We start from the raw sequence: 26915 nt of genomic DNA, 5'->3' as shown, positions 1-26915 counted from the left end.
TGTTAGGTGGGTCCGTCAAGACTGCGAGCGTTTGCAATCCAACTCCTTTGGAGGTTACGGCATGCTCGGGCTGGTAAAGACCGCACTGCTCAAGCCCTACACGTTTATCGTGCTGGCAATTTTCATCTGCATCATCGGGCCCATGGCGGCCTTGCGTACCCCCACTGACGTATTTCCCGATATTGGCATCCCCGTCGTTGCGGTGGTTTGGCAGTACAACGGCCTGTCTCCGGACGCCATGGCCGGTCGCGTGATCTACACCTACGAACGCTCCCTGAGTACCACCGTCAACGACATCGAGCACATTGAATCGCAGTCGTTACCCGGCATGGGCATCGTGAAGATTTTCTTCCAGCCCGGCGTGGATATCCGCACCGCCAACGCCCAGGTAACAGCGGTGTCACAAACCGTGCTCAAGCAGATGCCACCGGGCATTACGCCGCCGCTGATCCTCAACTACAGCGCCTCTACGGTGCCGATTCTGCAGATGGCGTTCTCCAGCCCCAGCTTGTCGGAAGCGAAGATCCGCGACCTGGTGCAGAACAACATCCGCTTGCCCCTAAGCGCCCTGCCCGGCCTGGCCATGCCCACGCCAATGGGCGGCAAGCAACGCCAGATCACCCTCGACCTCGACCCACAGGCGCTGGCCGCCAAAGGCCTCTCGGCGCAGGACGTAGGCAACGCCCTGGCCCTGCAGAACCAGATTATCCCGGTGGGTACCGCCAAACTCGGCCCCAACGAATACACGATTTTGCTCAACAACAGCCCGAAGGCGATTGATGAGCTCAACGACTTGCCGATCAAGACAGTCGACGGTGCGATCATCACCATCGGCCAGGTGGCCCACGTGCGTGACGGCTCGCCGCCGCAGACCAACATCGTGCGCGTCGACGGCCACCGTGCGGTGCTGATGCCGGCCCTGAAAAACGGCAGCATCTCCACCCTGTCGATCATCGACGGCATCCGCCAGATGCTGCCGCGCATCAATGAAACCCTGCCGCCGTCGCTGAAGACCTCACTGCTCGGCGACGCCTCGGTGTTCGTCAAACAGTCGGTGGGCAGCGTGGCCCAGGAAGGCATCATCGCCGCCTTGCTGACCAGTGCGATGATCCTGCTGTTCCTCGGCAGCTGGCGCTCGACCATCATCATCGCCGCGTCGATTCCCCTCGCGGTGCTGTCGGCCATCGCCCTGCTGGCGGCCACCGGGCAAACCCTCAACGTCATGACCCTCGGCGGGCTGGCGTTGGCGGTGGGGATCCTGGTGGACGACGCCACAGTGACCATCGAGAACATCAACTGGCACCTGGAACAAGGCAAGGCGGTGAAGGACGCGATCCTCGACGGCGCCAAGCAAATCGTCGGCCCGGCGTTCGTGTCCCTGCTGTGTATCTGCATCGTATTTGTGCCGATGTTCATGCTGCAAGGCATCGCCGGCTACCTGTTCCGCCCGATGGCATTGGCGGTGATTTTCGCCATGGCCAGCTCGTTCATTCTGTCGCGGACCCTGGTGCCGACCCTGGCGATGTTCCTGCTCAAGCCGCACGTGCCGGAGCAAGGTGAAGGTCATCACCCGGAAGATGAATTCATCAACCATCACGAGGGCGACCAGCACAAACCGCAGCGCAACGCGGTGCTGCAATCGGTGCTGAATTTCCAGCAGGGTTTTGAGCGTCACTTCTCCAACGTGCGGGACGTTTATCACGGCCTGCTGACCCTGGCCCTCGGCGCCCGCAAGCGCTTCATCATCGGCTTCCTGGCGTGCATCCTCGCCTCGTTCCTGCTGCTGCCAAGCCTGGGCCAGGACTTCTTCCCGGCCACCGACGCCGGGGCCATGGCCCTGCACGTGCGCTTGCCGCTGGGCACACGCATCGAAGAGAGCGCGGCGGCCTTTGACCGGATCGAAGCGCGGATTCGCGAGATCGTTCCGGCCGACGAACTGGACACCATCGTCGACAACATCGGCATCCCGCTGAGCGGCATCGACATGGCCTACAGCAGCAGTGGCACCATCGGCCCACAGGACGGCGATATCCAGGTCACCCTGAAAAAGGACCATGCGCCCACCGCCGACTACGTGAAAAAACTGCGTGAAGCGTTGCCCGAAAGCTTCCCCGGCAGCCAGTTCGCATTCCTCCCGGCAGACATCAGCAGCCAGATCCTCAACTTCGGTTCGCCGGCCCCGCTGGACGTGAAAATCTCCGGGCGCAGCGATGAAGAAAACCGCGCCTACGCCATCGAACTGGAACGTCGCCTGAAACACATACCGGGCATTGCCGACCTGCGCATCCAGCAGTCCACCGGCTACCCGTCACTGCAAGTCAACGTGGACCGCATGCGTGCCAACGGCCTGGGCATCACCGAGCGTGACGTAACCAACAGCATGGTTGCGTCCCTGGCCGGCAGCTCGCAAACCGCACCAACGTTCTGGCTCAACCCGGCCAACGGCGTGTCGTATTCGATCGTGGCAGCCACCCCGCAATACCGCCTCGACAGCCTGCCGTCCCTGGAAGCGTTGCCGGTAACCGGTGCCGATGGTCAGTCGCAGATCCTCGGCGGCGTGGCGACCATCTCGCGGGTACAAAGCCCGGCGGTGGTGACCCACTACAACATCGAGCCGACCCTGGACCTGTACGCCAACGTGCAAGGCCGCGACCTCGGCGGCGTCGCCAGCGATGTGCAAAAAGTGCTGAACGACATGGCCCCGATGCGCCCCAAAGGCGCGACCATCAGCCTGCACGGGCAGATCGATGCGCTGCATGAAGCGTTCAACGGCTTGAGCTTCGGCCTGCTCGGTGCGGTGGTGCTGATCTACCTGCTGATCGTGGTCAACTTCCAGTCCTGGACCGACCCGTTCGTGATCATCACCGCACTGCCGGCAGCGCTCGCGGGAATCGTCTGGATGCTGTTCCTCAGCGGCACGTCATTGTCGGTGCCCGCACTCACGGGGGCCATCCTCTGTATGGGCGTGGCCACCGCCAACTCGATCCTGGTGGTGAGCTTCTGCCGAGAGCGCCTGGCCGAACATGGCGATGCACTCAAGGCCGCACTGGAAGCCGGCTACACCCGTTTCCGCCCGGTCTGCATGACCGCCCTGGCGATGATCATCGGCATGTTGCCGCTGGCCTTGTCCGAAGAACAAAACGCGCCGCTGGGACGTGCCGTGATCGGCGGCCTGATCCTCGCCACCACTGCCACTTTGCTGTTTGTACCCGTGGTCTTCAGCCTGGTCCACGGTCGTCACCCTACTCGCGCTGCTGCTGGAGAAACTTCACATGTCGTCTGATCACAAACCCTCGCGCAAGCGTCTGATGCTCATGGGTGTCGGCGGCCTGACACTGGCCGCCCTGTTGGTCGCCAACGGCCTGCACGCCCGTACGATGCATGAAAAATCCGTCACCGCCTGGACCGAAACCGCCGCCGTGCCGCAGGTGCTGGTGTTCCAGCCCAAACAGAACGCGGCCGGCGACACCCTGCGCCTGCCCGCGCATCTGGAAGCCTGGAGCAAGGCACCGATTCATGCGCGGGTCAGCGGTTACCTGAAAGACTGGAAAGTCGACATCGGCAGCCAGGTCAAGGCCGGGCAGATTCTCGCCGAGATCGACAGCCCCGACCTCGACCAGCAAGTGGCGCAAACCCACGCGCGCATGGTGCAGGAGCAGGCCAATGCACGCCTGGCGCAAACCACCGCCACCCGCTGGAAAAACCTGCTGGACAGCCATTCGGTATCGCGCCAGGAGGCCGATGAAAAAACCTCGAATGCCCTGGCCGCCAAGGCCAACGCCCAGGCCGCTGAGGCTGACTATGCGCGGCTCTCGGCGCTGGAAGACTACAAGACCATTCGCGCGCCATTCGCCGGTGTGATCACCGCGCGCAACACCGACATCGGCCAGTTGATCAAGGCTGACAGCGACAGCGATCCGGAACTGTTCGACATCGCCGACACCCACCAACTGCGCCTCTACGTGCCGGTGCCGCAGAACTACGCCGCGGTGATTCATCCCGGGCTGGCCGCCCAACTGACGGTACCCGAGCACCCCGGCGAACACTTCAGCGCGAAGCTGATGGGCGACTCCACCGCCATCGACCGCCGCTCCGGCACCCTGCTCGCACAGTTCGTGGCCGACAACCCGGACGGCAAGTTGCTGCCCGGCGACTACGCCGAAGCCACCCTGGCGATTCCGGCGGATACCCATGGCGTGAGCATCCCGGCCAGCGCCCTGATCTTCCGCGCCGAAGGCACCCAGGTCGCGGTACTGGACGCCAAGAACCACGTGCACCTGCAAGACATCCACATCGGCCTCGACCTCGGCGAGCGCCTGGTGATTGACCAGGGCCTGAAACCCGCCGATCGCGTAGTCGACAACCCACCCGACGCACTGCGCGAAGGCGACGCCGTGCAAATGGCCGATGCCGGAGGTGCCCATGCGTCCAAGGCTTAAACCCCTCGCGGCCCTGGTATTGGTGGCACTGCACGGTTGCTCGCTGGCGCCCACCTACAAGGCGCCGACCATCGACCTGCCGGCCAAGTACCGCGAACAGACCAGCGACGGCCCGTGGCACAGCGCGCAACCGTCCGACCAACTGGCGCCGAAGTGGTGGCAGCTGTATCAGGACCCGCACCTGAACGACCTGCAGGAACAACTGCTCAAGGCCAACCCGGACCTGGCGGCGGCGCTGGCGCATTTCGATGCGTCCCAGGCGTATGCCAGCCAGTTGCATGCCGGGCTGTTCCCGCAAATAACCGCCAGCGCGCAACCGTTGCGCCAGCGGCAATCGGACAATCGGCCACTGCGGGGTGATACCCAGCCTTCGGTGTACAACAGCAACACGGCGGGGTTCGCGCTGAGCTTCGATCTGGATCTGTGGGGCAAAATCCGCAACCAGGTGGCGGCTGGCGATGCACAGGCCCAAGCCTCCGGGGATGATTTGGCGGTGGCACGCCTGAGCCTGCAGCATCAGTTGGCGACGCTGTACGTGCAGCTCAACGGACTGGATGCCCAGAGCCGGATTCTCAGCAGTTCGCTGGATGATTTTGGCCAGGCGCTGAAACTGACCCGCAGCCGGTACGAGGGGCAGATCGCCTCGGAGCTCGACCTGACCCGGGCGCAGAATCAGCTGGCTGAAGCACAGGCGCAGCTTGACGATGTGCGCGGTCAACGCAATCTCACCGAGCATGCGATTGGTGAATTGGTGGGCGTATCCGCCAGTGAATTCCAGCTGCCGCCGAGCCAGCAATTGATCGCGCTGCCGGGGATTCCGCAACAACTGCCGAGCCACCTGCTGCAACGCCGGCCGGATATCGCGGCAGCCGAGCGACGGGTGTTTGCGGCCAACGCGAATATCGGCGTGGCCAAGGCGGCGTGGTACCCGGATTTCAGTTTGACCGGCTTGATTGGCGGGCAGACCCAAGGTGTGGGCAACTTGTTCTCCGCCGCCAATCGGTATTGGGCGCTGGGGCCGCTGGTGAATCTGCCGATCTTTGATGGCGGCCGGTTGAGCGCCAATGAGCGCCAGGCCAAGGCGGAGTTTGAAGAGGCTTCGGCGCACTATCGCAGCCAGGTGTTAAGAGCCGTGCGTGAGGTGGAAGACAACCTTGGGCAACTGCGCGACTTGCAGCAGGAGGCGATGGACGAACAAGCCGCCGCGAATGCCGCCGAACACACACAGGCACTGGCGATGAACAGTTACCAGGCGGGGGCTGTGAGCTATCTGGATGTGGTGACGGCGCAGACGGCGGCGTTGCAGGCGCAGCGCACGTTGCAGGCGGTGCAGACGCGGCAGTTGCAGGCGAGTGTGGGTTTGGTGACGGCGCTGGGCGGAGGCTGGAAGCCCGACGCCTGATACCTGTCTCAAGAACGACAGTGATCAACTGTGGGAGCGGGCTTGCTCGCGAAGGCGGTGGGTCAGCACCGGATATGCTGGCTGACACACCGCCTTCGCGAGCAAGCCCGCTCCCACATTTTATCGCAGTGACTGGACGTACTCAGGCAGCCAACTTACCGCTGGCGATTGCCACCGAAGCTGCCACCATCGCCCTCAGCAACACCGCACACCCCGCCGCCAAATCATCCGGCGCCGCGTTCTCGATTTCGTTATGGCTGATGCCACCTTCACACGGCACAAAGATCATCCCCGCGGGCCCCAGTTCCGCGACGAAAATCGCGTCATGCCCTGCCCCGCTCACGATATCCATGTTGGACAACCCCAACCCATTGGCCGCATCACGCACGGCATCCACGCAGCCTTTGTCGAAGTACAGCGGCGGGAAGTCAGCGGTGGGTGTCATCTCGAACGTGAGGCCGTGCTTGGCGCAGGTTTCGTCAATCACTTTGCGCACCTGGGCAATCATCGAATCCAGCCGCGCCGGTTCCAGATGGCGGAAGTCCAGGGTCATGCGCACTTCGCCAGGAATGACGTTGCGTGAGCCCGGATACGCTTGCAGGCAACCGACGGTGCCGCAGGCGTGAGGCTGATGACCCAACGCCGCCGCGTTAACTGCAGCCACCACGGCCGCGGCACCGACCAGGGCATCCTTGCGCAGGTGCATCGGGGTCGGCCCCGCATGCGCCTCGACACCCCGCAGTTTCAGGTCGAACCATTTCTGGCCAAGGGCGCCCAGCACCACACCGATGGTTTTCTTTTCATCCTCAAGAATCGGACCTTGCTCGATATGTGCTTCGAAATATGCGCCCACCTTGTGCCCGCTCACCGGGCGTGATCCGGCATACCCAATGGCATTCAGCGCATCGCCCACGGTCACGCCATCGGCATCCGTCTTGGCCAGCGTGTCGACCAGGGTGAATTTCTCGGCAAACACCCCGGAGCCCATCATGCAGGGAGGAAAGCGCGAGCCTTCTTCGTTGGTCCACACCACCACTTCCAGCGGCGCTTCGGTTTCCACCTTCAGGTCATTGAGGGTGCGCAATACCTCAACGCCCGCCAGCACGCCAAAACAGCCATCAAACTTGCCGCCGGTGGGCTGGGTGTCGATATGGCTGCCGGTCATCACCGGCGGCAACTGGGGATTGCGCCCCGGCCGGCGGGCGAAGATATTGCCGACGCCATCGATGGTCACGGTACAGCCCGCTTCCTCGCACCACTTCACAAACAGGTCGCGGGCCTGGCGATCGAGGTCGGTCAGGGCCAGGCGGCAGACGCCGCCCTTGGGGGTGGCGCCGAGCTTGGCGAGTTCCATCAGGGACAGCCACAGACGATCGCGGTTGATGTGCTGATGGGTGGATTGCAGAACGTCTATGGCAGCGTTCATGGGGGTCTCCTCAGGCAGTAGTTCTTATAAATTTGACCAGACTCTCACTGGAGGACTGCGATCAAAAATGTGGGAGCGGGCTTGCTCGCGAAGGCGGTGATTCAGCTAACACATCTGGCGACTGGCACACCGTATTCGCGAGCAAGCCCGCTCCCACATTTGATTGCATTCCACATCGATTAAAGCGGTGTTTTCACGGCGACCACACGAGCCCCGCGTTTCATGCAGAGGGCGTAATACAACAGGCCACCGAGCGCCGAGCCGGTGAACCAGCCATAGCTGTAGAACCAGCTGAACGCATCGCTGCCCAGGGACAGCAACGTCAGCACCACCGGCACGCCAAACGCCAGGAAGCCATGCCAGTTCCACGCCGGGTACACGTCATCACGATACAAACCGGCGAGGTCCAGTTGCTGTTTCTTGATGATGAAATAGTCCACCACCATGATCCCGGCGATCGGCCCCAAGAGGCTTGAGTAACCCAGCAACCAGTTGGAATAGACGGTTTCCAGGCTCACGTCGGAAATGATCAGCCCGAGCTTTTTCAGCAGTTCATGGGCCATCAACGCCAGGCCCACCAGGCCGGTGAGCACCACCGCCGTGGTGCGGTTGATCAGCTTGGGGGCGATGTTCTGGAAGTCGTTGGTGGGCGAGACGATGTTCGCCGCGGTGTTGGTGGACAAGGTGGCGATGATGATCAGCGCCATCGCCACGGCCACCCACACCGGGCTCTGGATATGGCCGATCAGGGTGACCGGGTCGGAGACGCTGACGCCCACCAGTTTCACCGAGGCGGCGGTCATGATTACGCCGAGGGCGGCGAACAGGAACATGGTCAGCGGCAGGCCGAAAATCTGCCCGAGGATCTGGTCTTTCTGGCTTTTGGCGTAGCGGCTGAAGTCGGGAATGTTCAACGACAAGGTGGCCCAGAAACCCACCATCGCCGTCAGGCCCGCCATGAAGTAGCCGGTGAGGCTGGCGCCTTCGGGACGTTTGGGCGGGATCGCCATCAGCTCGGTCAGCGACACATTCGGCAGCGCCCACACCAGCAGCCCGATACCCACCGCCACCAGCAGCGGTGCCGACAGGGTTTCCAGCCATTTGATCGACTCGGCGCCACGCAATACCACCCACAGGTTCAGGGTCCAGAAGATCATGAAGCCGATCACTTCACCGGTGCCGCCAAGGGATTTCCAACCCTCGAAAATCGACCCCAGGAACAGGTGGATCGCCAGGCCGCCAAACATCGTCTGGATACCGAACCAGCCACACGCCACCAGCGCGCGGATCAGGCACGGCACGTTGGAGCCGAGCACGCCGAAGGACGAGCGCAGCAACACCGGAAACGGGATGCCGTACTTGGTACCGGGGAAGGCGTTGAGGGTCAGCGGGATCAGCACCACGATATTGGCCAGCAGGATCGCCATCAGCGCCTCGCCCACCGACAACCCGAAGTACGCGGTGAGCACGCCGCCCAGGGTGTAGGTCGGCACACACACCGACATGCCGATCCACAGCGCGGTGATATGCCACTTGTTCCAGGTGCGTTCGCGCACCTTGGTCGGTGCCATGTCGTGGTTGTAGCGGGGGCTGTCGAGGACGTCGGGGCCGGCGTCGAGTTCGTACAGGCCGTTGCGCTCAATGACTTGCGATCTGTTCTGTTGCATGGCCGCTCCACGGTTTTTTCGAATTATTTTTGCTCATCCCGTGACGTGCACGGGATGGCCGGAGTACCTCGTTGACAACATGACATCCGGGACCCGGCCAACCGCCACCGCACTCAATAACCGTGCCGTAAACCGTCAACCTGCCCGCACCGCTTATATAACTTGCTGATGTTTATCAGCTTTGTTGTCTCGACCGAAGAGCCCCTCGTTACTTTCAGCGTTACTCAGGCCAACTAACGCAGAAGTTGTCCGAACCCTCAGGACTCAATCTGGTGCAACACAATTATTTTTATTTACCGGCCCCGTCAAGAGGCATGTCTCAAGCGTCTGATTTGCAATAGGAAATGTTGCTCATATTGGGAACCTGTCAAGTGCGTCAAAATGGTGAGAGGCCGCTACATTTTGGTGATTTTGATTTTTTATCGTTAAAATTCAATTACTTAATAAAGATATAAGCTTATAAAAAATATTCTTGCTCATTCGAAAAACTCGGGCTAGTTTCTATTCCTGTCACCGCTGACAGGAATTAACTTCCAGCGGCGCGATGCATGACAACACTTAGAACTGGCACAAGCCGGTCAAGCCTGTGAGGAACTCGACATGTCGCTGTTGATCCGTGGCGCTACCGTTATTACCCATGATGAAAGTTACCGAGCCGATGTTTTATGCGCAGACGGTCTAATCCGCGCCATTGGCACTGATCTGGATATTCCCGCCGGCACCGAGATACTCGACGGCAGCGGTCAATACCTGATGCCCGGCGGCATCGACCCCCATACCCATATGCAGTTGCCCTTCATGGGCACCGTGGCCAGTGAAGATTTTTTCAGTGGCACGGCCGCCGGGTTGGCGGGCGGCACCACGTCGATCATCGACTTCGTGATTCCCAACCCGCAGCAATCCCTGCTGGAAGCCTTCCATCAGTGGCGCGGCTGGGCCGAGAAGTCGGCGTCCGACTACGGCTTTCACGTCGCCATTACCTGGTGGAGCGAGCAGGTCCGCGAGGAAATGGCCGAGCTGGTGAGCCAACACGGCATCAACAGCTTCAAGCATTTCATGGCGTACAAGAACGCGATCATGGCCGCCGACGACACCTTGGTGGCGAGCTTCGAACGCTGCCTGGAACTGGGTGCGGTACCGACGGTGCATGCCGAAAACGGCGAGCTGGTGTATCACCTGCAACGCAAGCTGATGGCCCAGGGCATTACCGGGCCTGAAGCGCATCCGTTGTCGCGGCCTTCGCAGGTGGAAGGTGAAGCCGCCAGCCGGGCGATCCGGATTGCCGAAACCATCGGCACGCCGCTGTACCTGGTGCACGTGTCCACCAAGGAAGCGCTGGATGAAATCACCTATGCCCGCAGCAAGGGCCAGCCGGTGTACGGCGAAGTATTGGCCGGGCATCTGCTGCTGGACGACAGCGTGTATCAACACCCCGACTGGCAGACCGCCGCCGGCTATGTGATGAGCCCGCCCTTCCGCCCGCGCGGGCATCAGGAGGCACTGTGGCATGGCTTGCAATCCGGCAACCTGCACACCACCGCCACCGACCATTGCTGCTTCTGCGCCGAGCAAAAAGCCGCCGGGCGGGATGACTTCAGCAAAATTCCCAATGGCACTGCCGGTATCGAAGACCGCATGGCGCTGTTGTGGGATGAGGGCGTGAACACTGGGCGCTTGTCGATGCAGGAATTCGTTGCGCTGACGTCTACCAACACCGCGAAGATCTTCAACCTGTATCCACGCAAAGGAGCGATCCGCGTGGGGGCCGATGCTGACCTGGTGCTGTGGGACCCGCAAGGCACACGGACCATTTCCGCGAAGACTCACCACCAGAAAGTCGACTTCAACATCTTCGAAGGCAAGACCGTGCGCGGCGTGCCGAGCCATACCATCAGCCAGGGCAAGCTGGTCTGGGCGGATGGGGATTTGCGCGCCGAACGGGGTGCGGGTCGGTATATCGAACGGCCGACGTATCCGCCGGTGTTTGAGCAGTTGAGCAAGCGGGCGGAGCGTTCCAGGCCGGTTGCTGTGAAACGCTGAGGCCGCCATTCGCGAGCAAGCCCGCTCCCACATTCGACTGCATTTATCCTGTTGGAATGGGGGCGAATGTGGGAGCGGGCTTGCTCGCGAAGAGGCCGGTACAGGCAACAAAAAAACCACTGCCCACCAGAGGCAGCACCTCAAAAACCGTGAGGCCAATACCGTGATCCAGACCCTGAACCATCTTCCCCACCCCCATGAAGATGCGGCGGCCCTCGCCGCGCATTTCACCGACCTGGCGCCGCCGCTCAATGCCCGGCAAGCCCAACTGGAAGCGTCGCGCTGCCTCTACTGCTACGACGCGCCGTGCGTCAACGCGTGCCCCAGCGAGATCGATATCCCGTCGTTCATCCGCAATATCCACACGGAGAACGTCCAGGGCGCCGCGCAGAAGATTCTCTCGGCGAATATCCTCGGCGGCAGTTGCGCCCGGGTCTGCCCGACGGAAATCCTCTGCCAGCAAGCCTGCGTGCGCAACAATGCCGAGGAATGCGCCCCGGTGCTGATCGGCCTGTTGCAGCGTTACGCGGTGGACAACGCGCACTTCAGCGAACACCCGTTCCAGCGCGCCGCGCCCACCGGCAAGCGCATCGCGGTGGTCGGCGCCGGGCCTGCGGGTTTGTCCTGCGCCCATCGCAGCGCCCTGCACGGCCATGACGTGGTGATTTTCGAAGCCCGGGAAAAAGCCGGCGGCCTGAATGAATACGGGATCGCCAAGTACAAGCTGGTGGATGACTTCGCGCAAAAGGAACTGGATTTCCTCCTGCAGATCGGCGGCATCGAGATCCGTCACGGCCAGCGCCTGGGCGACAACCTGACCTTGAGCGAACTGCACCAGCAGTTCGATGCAGTGTTCCTCGGCCTTGGCCTGGCTGCCAGCAAACAGCTCGGCCTGCCACACGAAGACGCCCCCGGCCTGCTCGCCGCCACCGACTACATCCGTGAACTGCGCCAGGCCGACGACCTCAGTCAACTGCCCCTGGCCGACCGTTGCATCGTGCTCGGCGCCGGCAACACGGCCATCGACATGGCGGTGCAAATGGCCCGCCTCGGTGCCCGTGACGTCAACCTGGTGTATCGCCGTGGCCTGGCTGAAATGGGCGCCACCGGCCATGAGCAGGACATCGCCAAGGCCAACCAGGTACGCCTGCTGACCTGGGCCCAGCCCGAAGAAGTGTTGCTCGACGACCAGGGCCATGTGCGCGGCATGCGTTTCGCCCGCACCCGCATGGTCGATGGCCGCCTGCAAGCCACCGGCGAGACCTTCGAACTGGCCGCCGACGCGATCTTCAAGGCCATCGGCCAAGGCTTCGACGACGAGGCGCTGCACGACCCGCTGGCCCACCAACTGCAACGCCAGGGCGATCGGATCTTCGTCAACGAACAGCTGCGCACCAGCATCCCCGGTGTGTACGCCGGCGGCGATTGCGTCAGCCTCGGCCAGGACCTCACCGTCCAGGCCGTGCAACACGGCAAGCTGGCCGCTGAAGCCATGCACGCCCAACTCATGCTGAATGTGGAGGCTGCGTAATGGCCGATCTCTCGATTGTATTCGCCGGTATCAAAGCCCCCAATCCGTTCTGGCTGGCCTCCGCGCCGCCTACCGACAAGGCCTACAACGTGGTCCGCGCCTTTGAAGCAGGCTGGGGCGGCGTGGTCTGGAAAACCCTCGGCGAAGACCCGGCCGCGGTCAACGTCTCATCGCGCTACTCGGCGCACTTTGGCGCCAACCGTGAAGTGCTCGGCATCAACAATATCGAGCTGATTACCGATAGGTCCCTGGAGATCAACCTGCGGGAAATCACCCAGGTGAAAAAGGACTGGCCGGACCGCGCGCTGATCGTGTCATTGATGGTGCCGTGTGTTGAGGAGTCGTGGAAACACATCCTGCCACTGGTGGAAGCCACCGGCTGCGACGGCATCGAGCTGAACTTCGGCTGCCCCCACGGCATGCCGGAACGCGGCATGGGCGCGGCGGTGGGCCAGGTGCCGGAGTATGTGGAACAGGTGACGCGCTGGTGCAAGACCTATTGCTCGCTGCCGGTGATCGTCAAGCTCACGCCGAACATCACCGACATACGCGTGGCGGCGCGGGCAGCGTATCGCGGGGGCGCGGATGCGGTGTCGCTGATCAACACCATCAACTCCATCACCAGTGTCGACCTGGAGCGCATGGTCGCCCTGCCGATGGTCGGCACCCAAAGCACCCACGGGGGTTACTGCGGCTCGGCGGTGAAACCCATCGCGCTGAACATGGTGGCGGAGATTGCCCGGGACCCACAGACACAAGGCTTGCCGATCTGCGGGATTGGCGGGATTGGCAACTGGCGCGATGCAGCGGAATTCGTTGCGCTGGGCTGCGGCGCGGTGCAGGTGTGCACGGCGGCGATGCTGCATGGGTTTCGGATTGTCGAAGAAATGAAGGACGGGCTGTCGCGGTGGATGGACAGCCAGGGTTACAGCAGCCTGCAGGAATTTTCCGGGCGGGCGGTGGGCAATACGACGGATTGGAAGTACCTGGATATCAATTACCAGGTGATCGCCAAAATTGACCAGGCGGCATGTATTGGCTGTGGGCGTTGCCATATTGCCTGTGAAGATACGTCGCACCAGGCGATTGCCAGCTTGAAGCAGGCAGATGGGACACATAAATACGAGGTGATCGATGATGAGTGCGTGGGGTGCAACCTGTGCCAGATCACCTGCCCGGTGGCGGACTGTATCGAGATGGTGCCGGTGGATACCGGGAAGCCGTTTTTGAACTGGACGCAGGACCCGAGGAACCCCTACCGCGAGGCGGTGTAGCCTGAATGATCGTTCCCACGCTCCGCGTGGGAATGCATCCGTTGACGCTCCGCGTCACGACCTTAAGAACGGACGCAGAGCGTCCAGGCGGCATTCCCACGCGGAGCGTGGGAACGATCTAGGGCTCCAACCCGATCCCCCGCAGGATCACACTCGTCACCGTCTGCACCGCCCGCTCAAACTGCATGTCCGACAACGGCTGATGGTCATTCAGGATCTTCACCTGATGATCAAAGTCGGCATAGTGCTGGGTCGACGCCCAGATCATATACAGCAGGCTCGACGGCTCCACCGGCAAAATCCGCTTGTCCTCCACCCACTGGCGAATCTTCGCTTCCTTCATCTTGGCCCAGTCATACAGGCTCACATCCAGCGCCTCCCCCAGGGTTGGCGCGCCGTGGATGATTTCATTCGCCCAGACTTTCGAACCATAAGGCCGGCTGCGGGAATGTTGCATCTTGGCGCGGATGTAGCTACTGAGCACCACCCGCGGGTCGTCGAACATCTCGAAGCACAAGGCGTCCTGCTTCCACACCTCGAGCAGGTCGAACAACACCGCGCTGTACAGCTCGCTCTTGGTACTGAAGTAGTAATGCAGGTTGGAGCGCGGCAGTTGCACTTCTTCAGCGATGTCGGCCATGGCGGTGCTGCCATAGCCCTTCTCGGCGAAGACCTTTTCAGCCGCCAGCAGAATCTTTTCGACGTTGACCCGACGAATACCGATCTTGTGATTGCCCATAAGGGCTCCCTGACAACAACATGGCTTCAAGACTACCATCCGCTCTAGATCGCGGCGACACGCCACTGTGAAACTTCGTACAAGAACCTTCCCCGCCGATAGCGGATTGGTTAGCATCGCCATCCCCTCGAAGGATCATCCCCCATGACTATTCGACAGCGAAGCGCGTGCGACGACCCGGTGCTGGGTGCACTGTGGGAACGCTCGGTGCGCGCCACCCATGACTTTCTCAGCGAAGACGACATCCAGCGCCTGCTGCCCCTGGTACGCGACTGCTACCTGCCGATGCCCGCACTTGAAGTGTGGGTGTACGAAGATACCCAAGGCATTGGCGGCTTCGTCGGCACCGGCGGCAATAATGTCGAGATGCTGTTTATCGACCCGAACCGACGCGGCCAGGGCATCGGTCGCCAGTTGCTGGACTTCGTACGCGCCCGCCACGACACCCTGCGGGTCGACGTGAACGAGCAGAATCCACAGGCCGTGGGTTTCTACCTGCACTATGGTTTTATCCAGACCGGCCGCTCGCCCGTCGATGGCGAAGGCAAGCCCTTCCCCTTGTTGCACATGGCACTACCGAACGACTGACTCTCACCTGAAGGTATTGAACAATGTTGATCAAGAAGACCCTCACCACCGTTGCCCTGCTCGCTTCCCTGCTGGGCGCCTCGGCCGCGTTTGCCCACGCCCACCTGAAAAGCTCGGAGCCTGCCGCCGACAGCAGCGTCGCCGCGCCCAAGGACCTGCGCCTGACGTTCAGCGAAGGCGTTGAAGCGACCTTCACCAAGGTATCCCTGAGCAAGGACGGCACCGAAGTCGCGATCAAGGGCCTGGAAACCCCGGACGCCGACAAGAAAGTATTGGTGGTGACACCGGCCGCACCCTTGGCCGCCGGCACCTACAAAGTGGTGTGGAACGCGGTCTCGGTGGATACCCACAAGAGCAACGGTGAATACAGCTTCAAGGTCGGCCAGTAATCCATGGCCACCCTGCTGGTGCTGTGCCGTTTCCTGCATTTCATCGTCGTGCTGTTGATGTTCGGGGCCTGTGTGTTCAGGCCCTGGCTGCTGGGCGCGGGACCGCAACCGGTGCTGGACCGCCAACTGTCGCGCATCACCCAAGGGTTGGCGTGGCTGGCATTGGTGTCGGGGGTGGCGTGGCTGCTGTTGATCAGCGCGAGCATGGCCGGTGTCGGGCTGGGCGCGCTGGAATGGTCGACCGTGCAGTTGGTGCTGGGCAAAACCTTCTTCGGCCAGGTCTGGACCTGGCACTTGCTACTGAACGTGCTGCTGGTTCTGGGCCTGATGACGCCGTGGAAGGCGTTGCGCCTGCCGCTCTGTGCATTGCTGCTGGCGACACTGGCACCGGTGGGCCATGGCGCCATGCTCAATGGCATGGCCGGACAGTTGCTGATCCTCAATCAGGTGGTGCACCTGGTGTGTGTCGGTGCCTGGCTGGGCGGCCTGCTCCTGCTGGTGTTGATCCTCAGGCAATCGCCCCGCTATCCGTTGGAACCGATCCTCAAGCGCTTCAGTGGCATCGGTTATGGCCTGGTGACAGGGCTGCTGGTGACCGGACTGATCAACGTGCGGGTGCTCACCGGGCAGTTCTGGCCGACGCCATTGTTCACAGGGTTCGCCCTGATCCTGTTGATCAAGGTGCTGCTGGTGTTCGGCATGCTCGCCCTGGCGCTGCTGAACCGCCTGCGGATTCACAACTGTGAACAGCGGCTGCCTGCCTTGAAGGCCAGCGTGATGATTGAATGGTTACTAGGTGTTTCAGCGGTAGCCACCGTTTCGCTGCTTGGCACCTTGCCGCCCATGGTTGCAGCGGGATAACTCCTCCCCCACTGACTCCCTTCACGCAGGGAGTCATCGTATAACTTTCGATTGACAACCCCCTGAAACCTCGCAAATATCGCTCCCAATGTTGTACGACAACGTATAACAAAAAATAAAAACAACAAGAAGACAAGGGAGCGTCACTGTGAGCCAACACGTCCGCCATTTCTCCGGCACCACCCGTTTTGCCGCCATCGGTTTGAGCAGCCTGGCCTTTACCCTCCCCGCCACCGCCTCGGCAGAAGGCTTCATCGATGACGCCACCGCCACGCTCAACCTGCGCAACGCCTACTTCAACCGCAACTTCACCAACCCCGCCTACCCCCAGGGCAAGGCCGAGGAGTGGACGCAAAACTTCATTCTCGATGCCAGGTCCGGCTTCACCCAAGGCACCGTCGGTTTCGGCCTGGACGTGCTGGGCCTTTACTCGCAGAAACTCGACGGCGGCAAAGGTACCGCCGGCACCCAACTGCTGCCGACCCGCAGCGATGGCCGCCCTGCCGATAACTTCGGGCGCCTGGGCGTGGCGCTGAAAACCAAGCTGTCGAACACCGAATTGAAAGTCGGCGAATGGATGCCGGTACTGCCGATCCTGCGCTCGGATGACGGCCGCTCACTGCCGCAAACGTTCCGCGGCGGCCAGGTAACGTCCAGGGAAATCGCCGGCCTGACCTTGTATGGCGGCCAGTTTCGCGGCAACAGCCCGCGCAACGACGCGAGCATGGATGACATGTTTCTCAACGGCAAAGCCGCATTCACCTCGGACCGCTTCAACTTCGGCGGCGGCGAATACACCTTCAACGACAAGCGCACCCAGGTAGGCGTGTGGTACGCCGAACTCAGTGACATCTACCAGCAACAGTATTTCAACCTGACCCACAGCCAGCCCGTGGGCGACTGGACCCTGGGCGCCAACCTCGGGTTCTTCACCGGCAAGGAAGACGGCAAGGCCCTGGCCGGCGACCTCGACAACAAAACCGCGTTCGCCCTGCTCTCGGCCAAATACAAAGGCAACAGCTTCTATATCGGCCTGCAGAAACTCACCGGCGACAGCGCCTGGATGCGGGTCAACGGCACCAGCGGCGGCACCCTGGCCAACGACAGCTACAACGCCAGCTACGACAACGCCAAGGAAAAGTCCTGGCAGGTGCGGCACGACTTCAACTTCGTGGTACTGGGCATTCCCGGGTTGACCATGATGAACCGCTACATCAGTGGCGATAACGTGCACACCGGGGCGATCACCAATGGCAAGGAGTGGGGCCGTGAGTCGGAGCTGGCCTACACGGTACAAAGCGGTCCACTGCGGGACCTGAATGTGCGCTGGCGCAACGCAACGATGCGCCGGGATTTCAGTACCAACGAGTTTGATGAGAACCGGATATTCATCAGTTACCCGCTGTCGTTGTTATAGCGGTTTACAAACAACCGGAAAGGCTTTTGTGGCGGGGGAGCTTGCTGTGGGGAGAGATTGCTGTGGGGAGGTAGATTGCTGTGGCGAGGGAGCTTGCTCCCGCTGGGCTGCGCAGCGGCCCCAAAATCTTGGGAGCGCTTCGCACTCCAGCGGGAGCAAGCTCCCTCGCCACAGCAAGCCCTCTTGCCACAGCAAGCCCCCTCGCCACAGGACAGCGATGAGCCTCTATCAACTTCGACCAATAGTGCGTTGACAAGTGTAGGAAACCCTAAGGATACTTCGGATCAGTCATACGACAACCTACAACAATAACGGGATCACCATGACCACCACAACCGCCCCTACCCCGTTCAACCGCTTGCTGCTCACCGGTGCCGCCGGTGGCCTGGGCAAAGTCTTGCGCGAACGCCTGCGTCCTTACGCCAAGGTACTGCGCCTGTCGGATATCGCCGACATGGCCCCGGCCGCTGACGACAGCGAAGAAGTATTGCCTTGCGATCTTTCCGACAAACAAGCCGTGCACCAACTGGTGGAAGGCGTCGATGCGATCCTGCATTTCGGCGGCGTATCGGTGGAACGCTCGTTCGAGGAAGTGCTGGGCGCGAACATCTGCGGGATCTTCCACATCTATGAAGCGGCGCGCCGCCATGGGGTCAAGCGCGTCATCTTCGCCAGCTCTAACCACGTGATCGGCTTCTACAAGCAGGACGAAGCCCTCGACGCCCACTCCCCGCGCCGCCCCGACAGTTACTACGGGCTGTCCAAATCCTACGGCGAGGACATGGCCAGTTTCTACTTCGATCGCTATGGCATCGAGACCGTCAGCATCCGCATCGGCTCCTCGTTCCCGGAACCCCAGAACCGCCGGATGATGCACACCTGGCTGAGCTTCGACGACCTCACCCAACTGCTCGAACGCTCGCTGTACACACCGAATGTCGGGCATACCGTGGTCTACGGCATGTCGGATAACCTCGATGTGTGGTGGGACAACCGCTTCGCCGCGCACCTGGGCTTCACCCCGCGGGACTCTTCCGAAGTATTCCGCAAACAGGTGGAAGCCCAGCCGATGCCCGCTGCCGACGACCCGGCGCGGGTGTACCAGGGGGGCGCGTTTTGCGCCGCCGGCCCGTTCGGTGACTGACCACAGACCAACCCAAGGGAATGAGTGGCCATGCAAGCAGAACTGATTGTCGACGCCCGCAACGCCGTGGGTGAATGCCCGGTGTGGGTACCCGGGGAAAACGCCCTGTACTGGGTGGATATTCCCACAGGCGAACTGCAACGCTGGAACGCCACCAGCGGCCAGGCGCAGGCCTGGAAAGCTCCGCAGATGCTTGCCTGCATCGCCCGCACCTCAGCGGGCGATTGGGTCGCGGGCATGCAAACCGGGCTCTTCCGGCTGACGCCCCACAACGATGGCAGGCTCGACACTGCGCCCCTGGCCAGCGTCGAGCACGCCCGCCCGGACATGCGCCTGAACGATGGCCGCTGTGATCGCCAGGGCCGGTTCTGGGCCGGCAGCATGGTGCTGAACATGGCCGAGAATGCGGCCGAAGGTGCACTGTACCGCTACGAAACAGGCCGGGCGGTTCACACCGCACTCAACGGTTTCATCACCCCCAACGGCCTGGCCTTCAGCCCGGACGGGCGCACGATGTACCTCTCGGATTCGCACCCGTTGGTCCAGCAGGTCTGGGCCTTCGACTACGACATCGACAGCGGCACGCCGTCCAATCGGCGGCTGTTTGTGGATATGCACCAGTTCCTCGGCCGCCCCGACGGAGCCGCCGTGGATGCCGAAGGTTGCTACTGGATCTGCGCCAACGATGCCGGGCTGGTCCACCGCTTTACCCCCGACGGCCGTCTCGACCGCTCACTGGCCGTGCCGGTGAAAAAACCCACCATGTGCGCCTTCGGTGGCAACCGCCTGGACACCCTGTTCGTCACCTCGATCCGCGACGACCACAGTGCCCAGTCGCTGGCCGGCGGCGTGTTTGCCCTCAACCCCGGGGTCACCGGATTGCCGGAGCCCACCTTCATCCTCTAGCTGCATCGCTGTGCCTTGAATAAAACAATAACAAGACTGGAGAGACACCCCATGGACTTCAAACGCACTTTGCTCCTCGCCGCACTCCCCTTCACCTTCGTCTTCGCCGGTGCCGCCCACGCGCTGGAAATCAAATTCGCCGACATCCACCCCGCCGGCTACCCCACCGTCGTCGCCGAAGAACAGCTGGGTAAAACCCTGGTGGCCGAAAGCAACGGCGGCCTGACCTTCAAGATGTTCCCCGGCGGCGTGCTGGGCTCGGAAAAGGAAGTGGTGGAACAGGCCCAGGTCGGCGCGATCCAGATGGCCCGGGTCAGCCTCGGCATCGTCGGCCCGGTGGTGCCGGACGTGAACGTGTTCAACATGCCGTTCGTGTTCCGCGACCAGGTGCATATGCGCAAGGTCATCGACGGCGAGATCGGCGATGAAATCCTCGCCAAGATCACCGACTCCGAATTCAACCTGGTGGCGCTCGCCTGGATGGACGGCGGCACGCGCAACCTCTACACCAAGAAACCGGTGCGCAAGATCGAAGACCTCAAGGGCATGAAGATCCGCGTGCAGGGCAACCCGATCTTCATCGAAACCATCAACGCCATGGGCGGCAACGGCATTGCCATGGACACCGGCGAGATCTTCAGCGCCCTGCAGACCGGCGTGATTGACGGCGCGGAAAACAACCCGCCCACCCTGCTGGAACACAACCACTACCAGAACGCCAAGTTCTACAGCCTGACCGGCCACCTGATTCTGCCCGAGCCCATCGTGATGTCGAAAATCACCTGGAACAAGCTCACCCCCGAGCAACAGGCGCTGGTGAAGAACACCGCCAAAGCCGCGCAGATCCAGGAGCGCGAGCTGTGGGACGCCAAGTCTGCCAGCAGTGAAGCCAAGCTCAAGGCCGCCGGTGTGGAGTTCATCGACATCGACAAGAAACCGTTCTATGAGGCCACCGCTTCGATCCGCGACAAGTACGGCGCGCCCTACGCCGAACTGATCAAGCGCATCGAAGCCGTCGAGTAACCCTCCTTCCCCTCATAGATAAGGCCCGGCGCGGTCGGCATCGACGCGCCCGGTTACGGTGAACGCCATGAAGAATTTACTGCTGCGCATCAACGACCGCATTTACATGAGCTGCATCTGGATCGCCGGCCTCGCCGTTCTCGGCGTCGCGCTGATCATTCCCTGGGGCATCTTCGCCCGCTACGTACTCGGCACCGGCTCCAGTTGGCCGGAACCCACCGCCATCCTGCTGATGCTGGTGTTCACCTTTGTCGGCGCCGCCGCCAGCTACCGCGCCGGGGCGCACATGTCGGTGGCCATGGTCACCGACCGCCTGCCGCCCGGCCAACGCCGAATCGTCGGCATCGTCTCACAATTGCTGATGGCAACCATCTGCCTGTTCATGACGATCTGGGGCAGCAAATTGTGCCTGTCGACCTGGAACCAGTTCATGAGCGCCATGCCGACCTTGCGGGTGGGCATCACCTATATGCCGATCCCGATCGGTGGCTTGCTGACCCTGGTTTTTGTGCTGGAAAAACTCCTGCTGGGTGACCAGAGCCACCGTCGGGTCGTGCGCTTCGACCTGGTTGAAGAAAGTGAGGGGGCTGCCTGAATGGACGCATTGATTCTGTTGGGCAGCTTTATCGCCCTGATCCTGATTGGCATGCCGGTGGCCTACGCCCTGGGGCTTTCTGCGCTGATCGGCGCGTGGTGGATCGACATTCCGTTCCAGGCCCTGATGATTCAGGTGGCCGGCGGGGTGAACAAGTTTTCGCTGATGGCGATTCCGTTCTTCGTGCTGGCCGGGGCGATCATGGCCGAGGGCGGCATGTCGCGCCGGCTGGTGGCGTTTGCCGGGGTGCTGGTGGGGTTTGTGCGCGGCGGCCTGTCCCTGGTGAACATCATGGCCTCGACGTTTTTTGGCGCGATCTCCGGCTCGTCGGTAGCCGATACGGCGTCTGTCGGTTCGGTGCTGATTCCGGAAATGGAACGCCAGGGCTATCCCCGTGAATTCGCCACCGCCGTCACGGTAAGCGGCTCGGTGCAAGCCTTGCTGACGCCTCCCAGCCACAACTCGGTGCTCTACTCCCTGGCGGCGGGCGGCACCGTGTCCATCGCCTCGCTGTTCATGGCCGGCGTGGTCCCGGGCCTGCTGATGAGCGCCTGCCTGATGGTGCTGTGCCTGATCTTCGCGAAAAAGCGCAACTACCCCAAAGGCGAAGTGATCCCCCTGAAACAGGCACTGAAAATCTGCGCCGACGCATTGTGGGGCCTGATGGCCATGGTGATCATTCTTGGCGGGATTCTGTCGGGCATCTTCACCGCCACCGAGTCGGCGGCGATTGCGGTGTTGTGGGCGTTCTTCGTGACCATGTTCATCTACCGCGACTACAAATGGAGCGAGCTGCCCAAGCTGATGCACCGCACGGTGCGCACGATCTCCATCGTGATGATCCTGATCGCGTTCGCCGCCAGCTTCGGCTACATCATGACCCTGATGCAGATCCCGGCGAAGATCACCACGATGTTCCTGACCCTGTCGGACAACCGCTACGTGATCCTGATGTGCATCAACGCCATGCTGCTGTTGCTGGGTACGGTGATGGACATGGCGCCGCTGATTTTGATCCTCACGCCGATTTTGCTGCCGGTGATCCTGGGGATTGGCGTCGACCCGGTGCACTTCGGCATGATCATGCTGGTGAACCTGGGGATCGGCCTGATCACCCCGCCGGTGGGTGCGGTGTTGTTTGTGGGGGCGGCGGTGGGCAAAGTCAGCATCGAGAAGACCGTGAAGGCGTTGCTGCCGTTTTATGGCGTGCTGTTTTTGGTGCTGATGGCCGTGACCTACATTCCGGCGTTGTCGTTGTGGTTGCCGGGGTTGGTGTTATAAGCCCCACACTGCGTGTAGCGAGGGAGCTATTGTGGAGAGGGAGCTGCTGTGGCAAGGGAGCTTGGTGTGGAGAGGGAGCTTTCTGTGGCGAGGGAGCTTGCTCCCGCTGGAGTGCGAAGCGCTCCCGCTTTTTTGGGGCCGCTCCGCAGCCCATCGGGAGCAAGCTCCCTCGCCACACAAGCATTCATCATTCAATAGGTCTGCTGACACTCATGATGCTTGAACTCGAAGACAACCTGACCCACCTGACGCTGGCGCCAGCGTTGGGCGGGAGTATCGTCAACTGGACAGTACGCAGCAGCGGCCAGCCGTTGCTACGCCACACCGATCGACAGGCGCTGGCCAGCGGCCTGCCGGGGAAGCTTGCGTGCTTCCCGCTGGCGCCCTGGTCGAACCGGGTTGCCGAAGGTGGCTTTGATAACCCATCAGGGTGGTTGGGACTTGAGCCCAACAGCCCGCTGGACCCGCTGCCAATTCATGGCAGTGCCTGGCAACAGGTGTGGCAGGTGGTCAGCCAGACGTCAGACGAAGTGGTGTTGCAACTGGACAGCAGCACACCCTTTGCGTATCGCGCCGAGCAGCGGGTTCAGTTGAAGGGCGGCAAGTTGAGCATCACCTTGCGCGTCACGCACCTGGCGGAAACGGCGACGTGGCATGGGCTGGGATTGCATCCGTATCTACCCCGCAGGCCGGGCACGCAATTGCAGGCAAAGGCTTCGCAGGTATGGATGAGTGATGCGGCGAAATTGCCGACAGGCCTGGCTGCCGTGCCCGCCGAGTGGGATTTTCAACACCCAGAATCGTTGCCCGAGACACTGGTGGACAACGGTTTTTGCCAGTGGGACGGGCGCTGCGTCATCCAGCAGCCAGACCTGGGTTACACCCTGGAATGCCAGGCCACCGGCAGCGACTATTACCTGCTGTATTGCCCGCCGGGGCTGGATTTTTTCTGCTTCGAGCCGGTGAGTCATCCGGTGAATGCCCATCACCTGCCGGGTAGGCCGGGATTGAAGCTGTTGGAACAAGGCCAGTCGGCAGAACTCAGTTTCAGCCTGCAATACAAAACCCTCTAACAACACAAAACCCATGTGGGAGCGGGCTTGCTCGCGAATGCGGTGGATCAGTCAACACATCTGCGACTGACACTCCGCATTCGCGAGCAAGCCCGCTCCCACATTTTTGATCTCCATTGTGTCTTAGGGAGGGGTGTTTTTCAGGCGCCCCGCCGTGTCGATACTCACCACCACCGATAACCCCGGTCGCAGCCGTTCACTCTGCTCCTGCCCCGGATCCACGGTAATCCGCACCGGCACCCGCTGGGCGATCTTGACGAAGTTGCCGGTAGCATTGTCCGCCTGCAACAGGCTGAACTCCGACCCGGTCGCCGGGGAAATGCGCTGCACCGTGCCGTGAAACTTGCGGTGGTCCAGGGCATCCACGGTAAAGGTCACCGGCTGGCCAACCTGCACGTTGTCCATCTGGGTTTCTTTCATGTTGGCGATCACCCACAGCTGGTTCGGCACCAGCGCCATCAACTGCGCGCCGCTGTTGACGTAGGCCCCGAGGCGCACGCCAATCTGGCCCAGTTGCCCGTCACGCGGGGCGATGATCCGGGTGTTCGACAGGTCGATACGCGCCAGCTCCACTGCCGCATCGGCACTGGCCACCGCCGCCTCCAGCGAACCGCGATTGACGATCACTGTCTGCAAATCCTGCCGGGCGATTTCCAGGTTGGCCTGGGCCTGGGCCACGGCCGCGATGGTTTGCGCATTGGCGGCGCGGGTCACGTCCAGCTCGCGTTTGGACACCGACCCATCGCTGATCAACTCCTCATTGCGGCGCAAATCCGCGGTGCTTTTGCGGGCCTGGGCCTGGCTGTCCATCAAGGCCGCCTGACGCAGCTTGATGGTCGCCTCGGCGCTGTTGCGTTGCTGCACCACATTGGCCAGGGACGCCTGCTGCACCGCCAGTTGCGCCTGGGCCTGATCAAGGCGCTGCTTGTAGATACGGTCATCGAGGCGCACCAGCAAATCCCCGGCCTTGACGTACTGGAAGTCCGTCACCGGCACTTCATACACGTAACCGCTGAGCTGCGGCCCGATGATCGTCACCTGGCCGCGCACCAGGGCGTTTTCGGTGGTTTCCACGGCGCTGCTGAAGGGCGGCAACTGCCAGGCGTAGAGCACGATCAGCACGCCGATAATCGCAATCGCGGCAAAGCCCATGGAAGAGATGATTCGCACCCGCAAGGAGCGCGGTTCGGTGGCCGGCATGCTCGGCGGCGCGGTGCCTTCCGGCGTGGAAGCGATGGCGTTGGTGGTGGTCGTCGTCGGTTCGGTCATGAAGAAAGTGCGCCGCTGGGTTGAACGGGAGGCGCTGCACTGGCGGCAGCTTTAGTGGTACTCATCAGCCAGAGGCTGCGGATAAAGATCCAGATCATGGTGAGTATGGCAATGATCGCGATCAGCATGAACACATCGTTGTAGGCCATCACATTCGCCTCGCGGGTGGCGGCCGTGGCCAGGCTGCGAATGCCCATGAGGTTGCGCAACTCGGGGTCGGCGATCACCCCGCCATAGGCCGAGCCGCCGCTGGCAACACGCGCCGCCACACGCGGGTCGAGCAAAGTCAGGTGTTCGACGATCATGCTGGAATGGAATTTCTCCCGCACGATCTGGAACGTACCGAGCAATGCCGCACCGATGAGGCCGCCGAGGTTCTGGCAAATCCCGAACAGCACCGAGAAACTCACCAGGTTCCTGGGGTTGGTCAGTACGTTCTTCGTGCCCAGGACCATGGTCGGCCCGAGGAAGAACGTGCCGCCAAAGCCTAGCAGGAACTGGCTGATGTACATGTTTTGCGGACGCGTGAGGTTGCTGGAGAAACTGTCCATCACCGAGCCCACGGCCATGAAGGCCAGGGAGATGATCAGCGGCATCAGCAAATGCGCGGGGTTGATGGTCAGCGCGCTCACGGCCAGGCCGGCAATCGCCCCCGCCAGCATCACCCAATACAGCGTGCGCATCTGCTCGTTGCTCATGTTCAGCATCTGCATGAAGCCCACGGCGCCGGTGGACTGCTCCGAGAGCACCATGCGAATCAGCACCACCGCCAACGCCAGGCGAATCATCGCCCCGCTGCCCAGCCAACGGGTCATCAGCAACGGGTTGGAGCGGTTATGTTCGATGGCCAGGCCGGCCATGATCAGCACCAGCGAGCAGGCCGAGGCGATACCGATCCACGGCGCTTCCAGCCACCAGTCGATACGGCCCAGGGACAGCACCGCGCAGAGCAAGGCAACGCCGGTGGCGAGGATGGCGAAGGTCAGGAAGTCGAGTTTTTCGAAGGTCTTGAAGCGGTCGCCCGGTGGCAGCTTGAGCAGGAACACACAGCCCAGGCAGGTCAGGGCCATGCCCAGTTCGAACAGGTACAGGCCGCGCCATTCGGCGATTTGCAGCAGGTCTTCGGAAAACAGTCGGGCCAGGGGCAACGCCAATTGCGCGGTGCCCAGGCCGAGCACCAGGGCTTTCATCCGCCACTTTGCGGGAAAGGCCTGGATCATGTAGTACAGGCCCAGGGAACTGAGGGCGGCGCCGACCATGCCGTGGGCCGCGCGTACGGCGATGGCCGAGCTGAGGTCGTTGACGAACAGGTGGCCGAAGGTGACCAGGGCGTAGAGCACCAGGAACACTTCGGTGAACGCACGCAGGCCGAATTGCTGGCGGAATTTCACCAGCAGCAGGTTCATGGAGACGTTGGTCATGACGTAGGCGGCGGGGAGCCAGGCCATCTCGGCCGTCGTGGCCCCCAGGGCGCCCTGGAGGTACACAAGGTTGGCGATCACCAGCGAGTTGCCGAGGCCACCGGTGATTGCCACGAGTACGCCGACGAGGGCGTAGGCCCAGCGCTTGCGGGTGGAATGCAGCGGCGTCGACGGCGAGCCCGGCAGGCTCGGGCGCTCGTGGGGCTGCCAGGTGTGGGGGGTGTATTTGTCCATTCGGTGGCCTTGATGACCGGCGTTTGGGGCCGGTGGAACGGTTACTCAGGGAGTAGTAAACCTGAGTGGAGTTCAACTTGCCATCTTGGGAGGGATTTGGGCGGTTGGGGTGCATATCCGTTGCTGCGGTAACGGCTGCTTATGGTTCCGCTCTCACAGCGGCTCACTTCTTAACAGCGCAAAAGTAAGCAAAACG

Annotated in this window: 21 protein-coding genes; 16 read left to right on the top strand and 5 right to left on the bottom strand. The window is 62.0% G+C overall.

The window, feature by feature from the left end; translation table 11 throughout:
• Window positions 1-61: 61 nt before the first annotated feature.
• From HX815_RS12650 to HX815_RS12640, 3 genes are read left to right on the top strand one after another with little or no spacing between them, the layout of a single operon-like run.
• Window positions 62-3283 carry an efflux RND transporter permease subunit gene (locus HX815_RS12650; RefSeq protein WP_087693205.1) on the top strand — a complete coding sequence of 1074 codons (3222 nt, stop codon included), beginning with the start codon at window positions 62-64 and terminating at the stop codon, window positions 3281-3283.
• Window positions 3273-4439 (top strand): efflux RND transporter periplasmic adaptor subunit, encoded by a 1167-nt coding sequence (locus HX815_RS12645; protein ID WP_177028348.1) that lies wholly within the window; start codon window positions 3273-3275, stop codon window positions 4437-4439. The genes HX815_RS12650 and HX815_RS12645 overlap by 11 nt, the downstream gene beginning before the upstream one ends.
• Window positions 4423-5841: an efflux transporter outer membrane subunit gene (locus tag HX815_RS12640; RefSeq protein ID WP_177028347.1), complete on the top strand. Its 1419-nt coding sequence runs from the start codon at window positions 4423-4425 to the stop codon at window positions 5839-5841. Before HX815_RS12645 ends, HX815_RS12640 begins: the two co-directional genes overlap by 17 nt.
• Window positions 5842-5983: 142 nt before the next feature.
• Here HX815_RS12640 and HX815_RS12635 read toward each other — a convergent pair whose 3' ends face one another.
• Window positions 5984-7267, bottom strand: coding sequence for a Zn-dependent hydrolase (locus tag HX815_RS12635; protein WP_003207837.1), 1284 nt, complete (start codon window positions 7265-7267; stop codon window positions 5984-5986).
• A gap of 179 nt (window positions 7268-7446) precedes the next feature.
• The gene (locus HX815_RS12630; protein WP_003207834.1) at window positions 7447-8934 is read right to left on the bottom strand and encodes an NCS1 family nucleobase:cation symporter-1; all 1488 of its coding nucleotides are present in this window, start codon (window positions 8932-8934) and stop codon (window positions 7447-7449) included.
• Between the two features lie 600 nt (window positions 8935-9534).
• On the opposite strand from HX815_RS12630, the gene hydA reads away from it, so the two are divergent.
• The 3 genes from hydA (at window position 9535) to preA (ending at window position 13779) form a co-directional block, all read left to right on the top strand.
• Window positions 9535-10974: a dihydropyrimidinase gene (gene hydA / locus HX815_RS12625; protein WP_003207833.1), complete on the top strand. Its 1440-nt coding sequence runs from the start codon at window positions 9535-9537 to the stop codon at window positions 10972-10974.
• Between the two features lie 163 nt (window positions 10975-11137).
• A complete protein-coding gene (locus tag HX815_RS12620) occupies window positions 11138-12505 on the top strand; it encodes an NAD(P)-dependent oxidoreductase (protein WP_003207831.1) in 1368 nt (455 codons plus the stop codon).
• Window positions 12505-13779, top strand: a complete 1275-nt coding sequence (preA, locus tag HX815_RS12615; RefSeq protein WP_003207829.1) for an NAD-dependent dihydropyrimidine dehydrogenase subunit PreA — start codon at window positions 12505-12507, stop codon at window positions 13777-13779. The genes HX815_RS12620 and preA overlap by 1 nt, the downstream gene beginning before the upstream one ends.
• A 118-nt stretch (window positions 13780-13897) precedes the next feature.
• On the opposite strand, the gene HX815_RS12610 is transcribed toward preA, so the two are convergent.
• Window positions 13898-14518, bottom strand: coding sequence for a TetR/AcrR family transcriptional regulator (locus HX815_RS12610; RefSeq protein WP_003207828.1), 621 nt, complete (start codon window positions 14516-14518; stop codon window positions 13898-13900).
• 144 nt (window positions 14519-14662) lie between these two features.
• Here HX815_RS12610 and HX815_RS12605 point away from each other — a divergent pair, with 144 nt between their 5' ends.
• From HX815_RS12605 to HX815_RS12560, 10 genes are all read left to right on the top strand, one after another.
• Window positions 14663-15106 carry a GNAT family N-acetyltransferase gene (locus tag HX815_RS12605; protein ID WP_003207827.1) on the top strand — a complete coding sequence of 148 codons (444 nt, stop codon included), beginning with the start codon at window positions 14663-14665 and terminating at the stop codon, window positions 15104-15106.
• Between the two features lie 23 nt (window positions 15107-15129).
• On the top strand, window positions 15130-15495 hold the full coding sequence (copC, locus tag HX815_RS12600; protein WP_003207825.1) for a copper homeostasis periplasmic binding protein CopC: 366 nt from the start codon (window positions 15130-15132) through the stop codon (window positions 15493-15495).
• A 3-nt stretch (window positions 15496-15498) separates the two neighbouring features.
• On the top strand, window positions 15499-16356 hold the full coding sequence (gene copD / locus HX815_RS12595) for a copper homeostasis membrane protein CopD (RefSeq protein ID WP_177028346.1): 858 nt from the start codon (window positions 15499-15501) through the stop codon (window positions 16354-16356).
• 148 nt (window positions 16357-16504) lie between these two features.
• Window positions 16505-17773, top strand: a complete 1269-nt coding sequence (locus HX815_RS12590; protein ID WP_102369547.1) for an OprD family porin — start codon at window positions 16505-16507, stop codon at window positions 17771-17773.
• A 322-nt stretch (window positions 17774-18095) separates the two neighbouring features.
• Complete coding sequence (locus HX815_RS12585) at window positions 18096-18917, top strand: NAD(P)-dependent oxidoreductase (protein ID WP_003207819.1); 822 nt, start codon at window positions 18096-18098, stop codon at window positions 18915-18917.
• A gap of 30 nt (window positions 18918-18947) precedes the next feature.
• A complete protein-coding gene (locus HX815_RS12580) occupies window positions 18948-19823 on the top strand; it encodes an SMP-30/gluconolactonase/LRE family protein (RefSeq protein ID WP_177028345.1) in 876 nt (291 codons plus the stop codon).
• A 51-nt stretch (window positions 19824-19874) separates the two neighbouring features.
• Window positions 19875-20846, top strand: coding sequence for a TRAP transporter substrate-binding protein (locus HX815_RS12575; protein ID WP_177028344.1), 972 nt, complete (start codon window positions 19875-19877; stop codon window positions 20844-20846).
• A 67-nt stretch (window positions 20847-20913) separates the two neighbouring features.
• Complete coding sequence (locus HX815_RS12570; RefSeq protein WP_102606476.1) at window positions 20914-21441, top strand: TRAP transporter small permease; 528 nt, start codon at window positions 20914-20916, stop codon at window positions 21439-21441.
• The gene (locus HX815_RS12565) at window positions 21442-22722 is read left to right on the top strand and encodes a TRAP transporter large permease (RefSeq protein ID WP_003207810.1); all 1281 of its coding nucleotides are present in this window, start codon (window positions 21442-21444) and stop codon (window positions 22720-22722) included.
• A gap of 212 nt (window positions 22723-22934) precedes the next feature.
• Window positions 22935-23795, top strand: a complete 861-nt coding sequence (locus tag HX815_RS12560; RefSeq protein WP_177028343.1) for an aldose 1-epimerase — start codon at window positions 22935-22937, stop codon at window positions 23793-23795.
• Between the two features lie 123 nt (window positions 23796-23918).
• On the opposite strand, the gene HX815_RS12555 is transcribed toward HX815_RS12560, so the two are convergent.
• Both HX815_RS12555 and HX815_RS12550 read right to left on the bottom strand, forming a co-directional pair.
• Window positions 23919-25064, bottom strand: coding sequence for an HlyD family secretion protein (locus HX815_RS12555; protein WP_003207807.1), 1146 nt, complete (start codon window positions 25062-25064; stop codon window positions 23919-23921).
• Window positions 25061-26719 (bottom strand): MFS transporter, encoded by a 1659-nt coding sequence (locus HX815_RS12550; protein ID WP_003207803.1) that lies wholly within the window; start codon window positions 26717-26719, stop codon window positions 25061-25063. The genes HX815_RS12555 and HX815_RS12550 overlap by 4 nt, the downstream gene beginning before the upstream one ends.
• Window positions 26720-26915: the final 196 nt, after the last annotated feature.

The organism is Pseudomonas sp. E6002 (assembly GCF_013385565.1).
Taxonomy (GTDB): domain Bacteria; phylum Pseudomonadota; class Gammaproteobacteria; order Pseudomonadales; family Pseudomonadaceae; genus Aquipseudomonas.
Note: the sequence above shows the minus strand (reverse complement) of the source record. Positions and strands in the feature narration are given on the sequence as shown.

Coding starts and splice junctions, on each gene's coding strand:
- hydA (WP_003207833.1), top strand. CDS start 9,535: ATGTCGCTGTTGATCCGTGGCGCTACCGTTATTACCCATGATGAAAGT.
- HX815_RS12635 (WP_003207837.1), bottom strand. CDS start 7,267: ATGAACGCTGCCATAGACGTTCTGCAATCCACCCATCAGCACATCAAC.
- HX815_RS12550 (WP_003207803.1), bottom strand. CDS start 26,719: ATGGACAAATACACCCCCCACACCTGGCAGCCCCACGAGCGCCCGAGC.
- HX815_RS12575 (WP_177028344.1), top strand. CDS start 19,875: ATGGACTTCAAACGCACTTTGCTCCTCGCCGCACTCCCCTTCACCTTC.
- HX815_RS12585 (WP_003207819.1), top strand. CDS start 18,096: ATGACCACCACAACCGCCCCTACCCCGTTCAACCGCTTGCTGCTCACC.
- HX815_RS12580 (WP_177028345.1), top strand. CDS start 18,948: ATGCAAGCAGAACTGATTGTCGACGCCCGCAACGCCGTGGGTGAATGC.
- HX815_RS12630 (WP_003207834.1), bottom strand. CDS start 8,934: ATGCAACAGAACAGATCGCAAGTCATTGAGCGCAACGGCCTGTACGAA.
- HX815_RS12610 (WP_003207828.1), bottom strand. CDS start 14,518: ATGGGCAATCACAAGATCGGTATTCGTCGGGTCAACGTCGAAAAGATT.
- HX815_RS12640 (WP_177028347.1), top strand. CDS start 4,423: ATGCGTCCAAGGCTTAAACCCCTCGCGGCCCTGGTATTGGTGGCACTG.
- HX815_RS12555 (WP_003207807.1), bottom strand. CDS start 25,064: ATGACCGAACCGACGACGACCACCACCAACGCCATCGCTTCCACGCCG.
- copC (WP_003207825.1), top strand. CDS start 15,130: ATGTTGATCAAGAAGACCCTCACCACCGTTGCCCTGCTCGCTTCCCTG.
- HX815_RS12565 (WP_003207810.1), top strand. CDS start 21,442: ATGGACGCATTGATTCTGTTGGGCAGCTTTATCGCCCTGATCCTGATT.
- HX815_RS12570 (WP_102606476.1), top strand. CDS start 20,914: ATGAAGAATTTACTGCTGCGCATCAACGACCGCATTTACATGAGCTGC.
- HX815_RS12645 (WP_177028348.1), top strand. CDS start 3,273: ATGTCGTCTGATCACAAACCCTCGCGCAAGCGTCTGATGCTCATGGGT.
- copD (WP_177028346.1), top strand. CDS start 15,499: ATGGCCACCCTGCTGGTGCTGTGCCGTTTCCTGCATTTCATCGTCGTG.
- HX815_RS12605 (WP_003207827.1), top strand. CDS start 14,663: ATGACTATTCGACAGCGAAGCGCGTGCGACGACCCGGTGCTGGGTGCA.
- HX815_RS12650 (WP_087693205.1), top strand. CDS start 62: ATGCTCGGGCTGGTAAAGACCGCACTGCTCAAGCCCTACACGTTTATC.
- HX815_RS12560 (WP_177028343.1), top strand. CDS start 22,935: ATGATGCTTGAACTCGAAGACAACCTGACCCACCTGACGCTGGCGCCA.
- preA (WP_003207829.1), top strand. CDS start 12,505: ATGGCCGATCTCTCGATTGTATTCGCCGGTATCAAAGCCCCCAATCCG.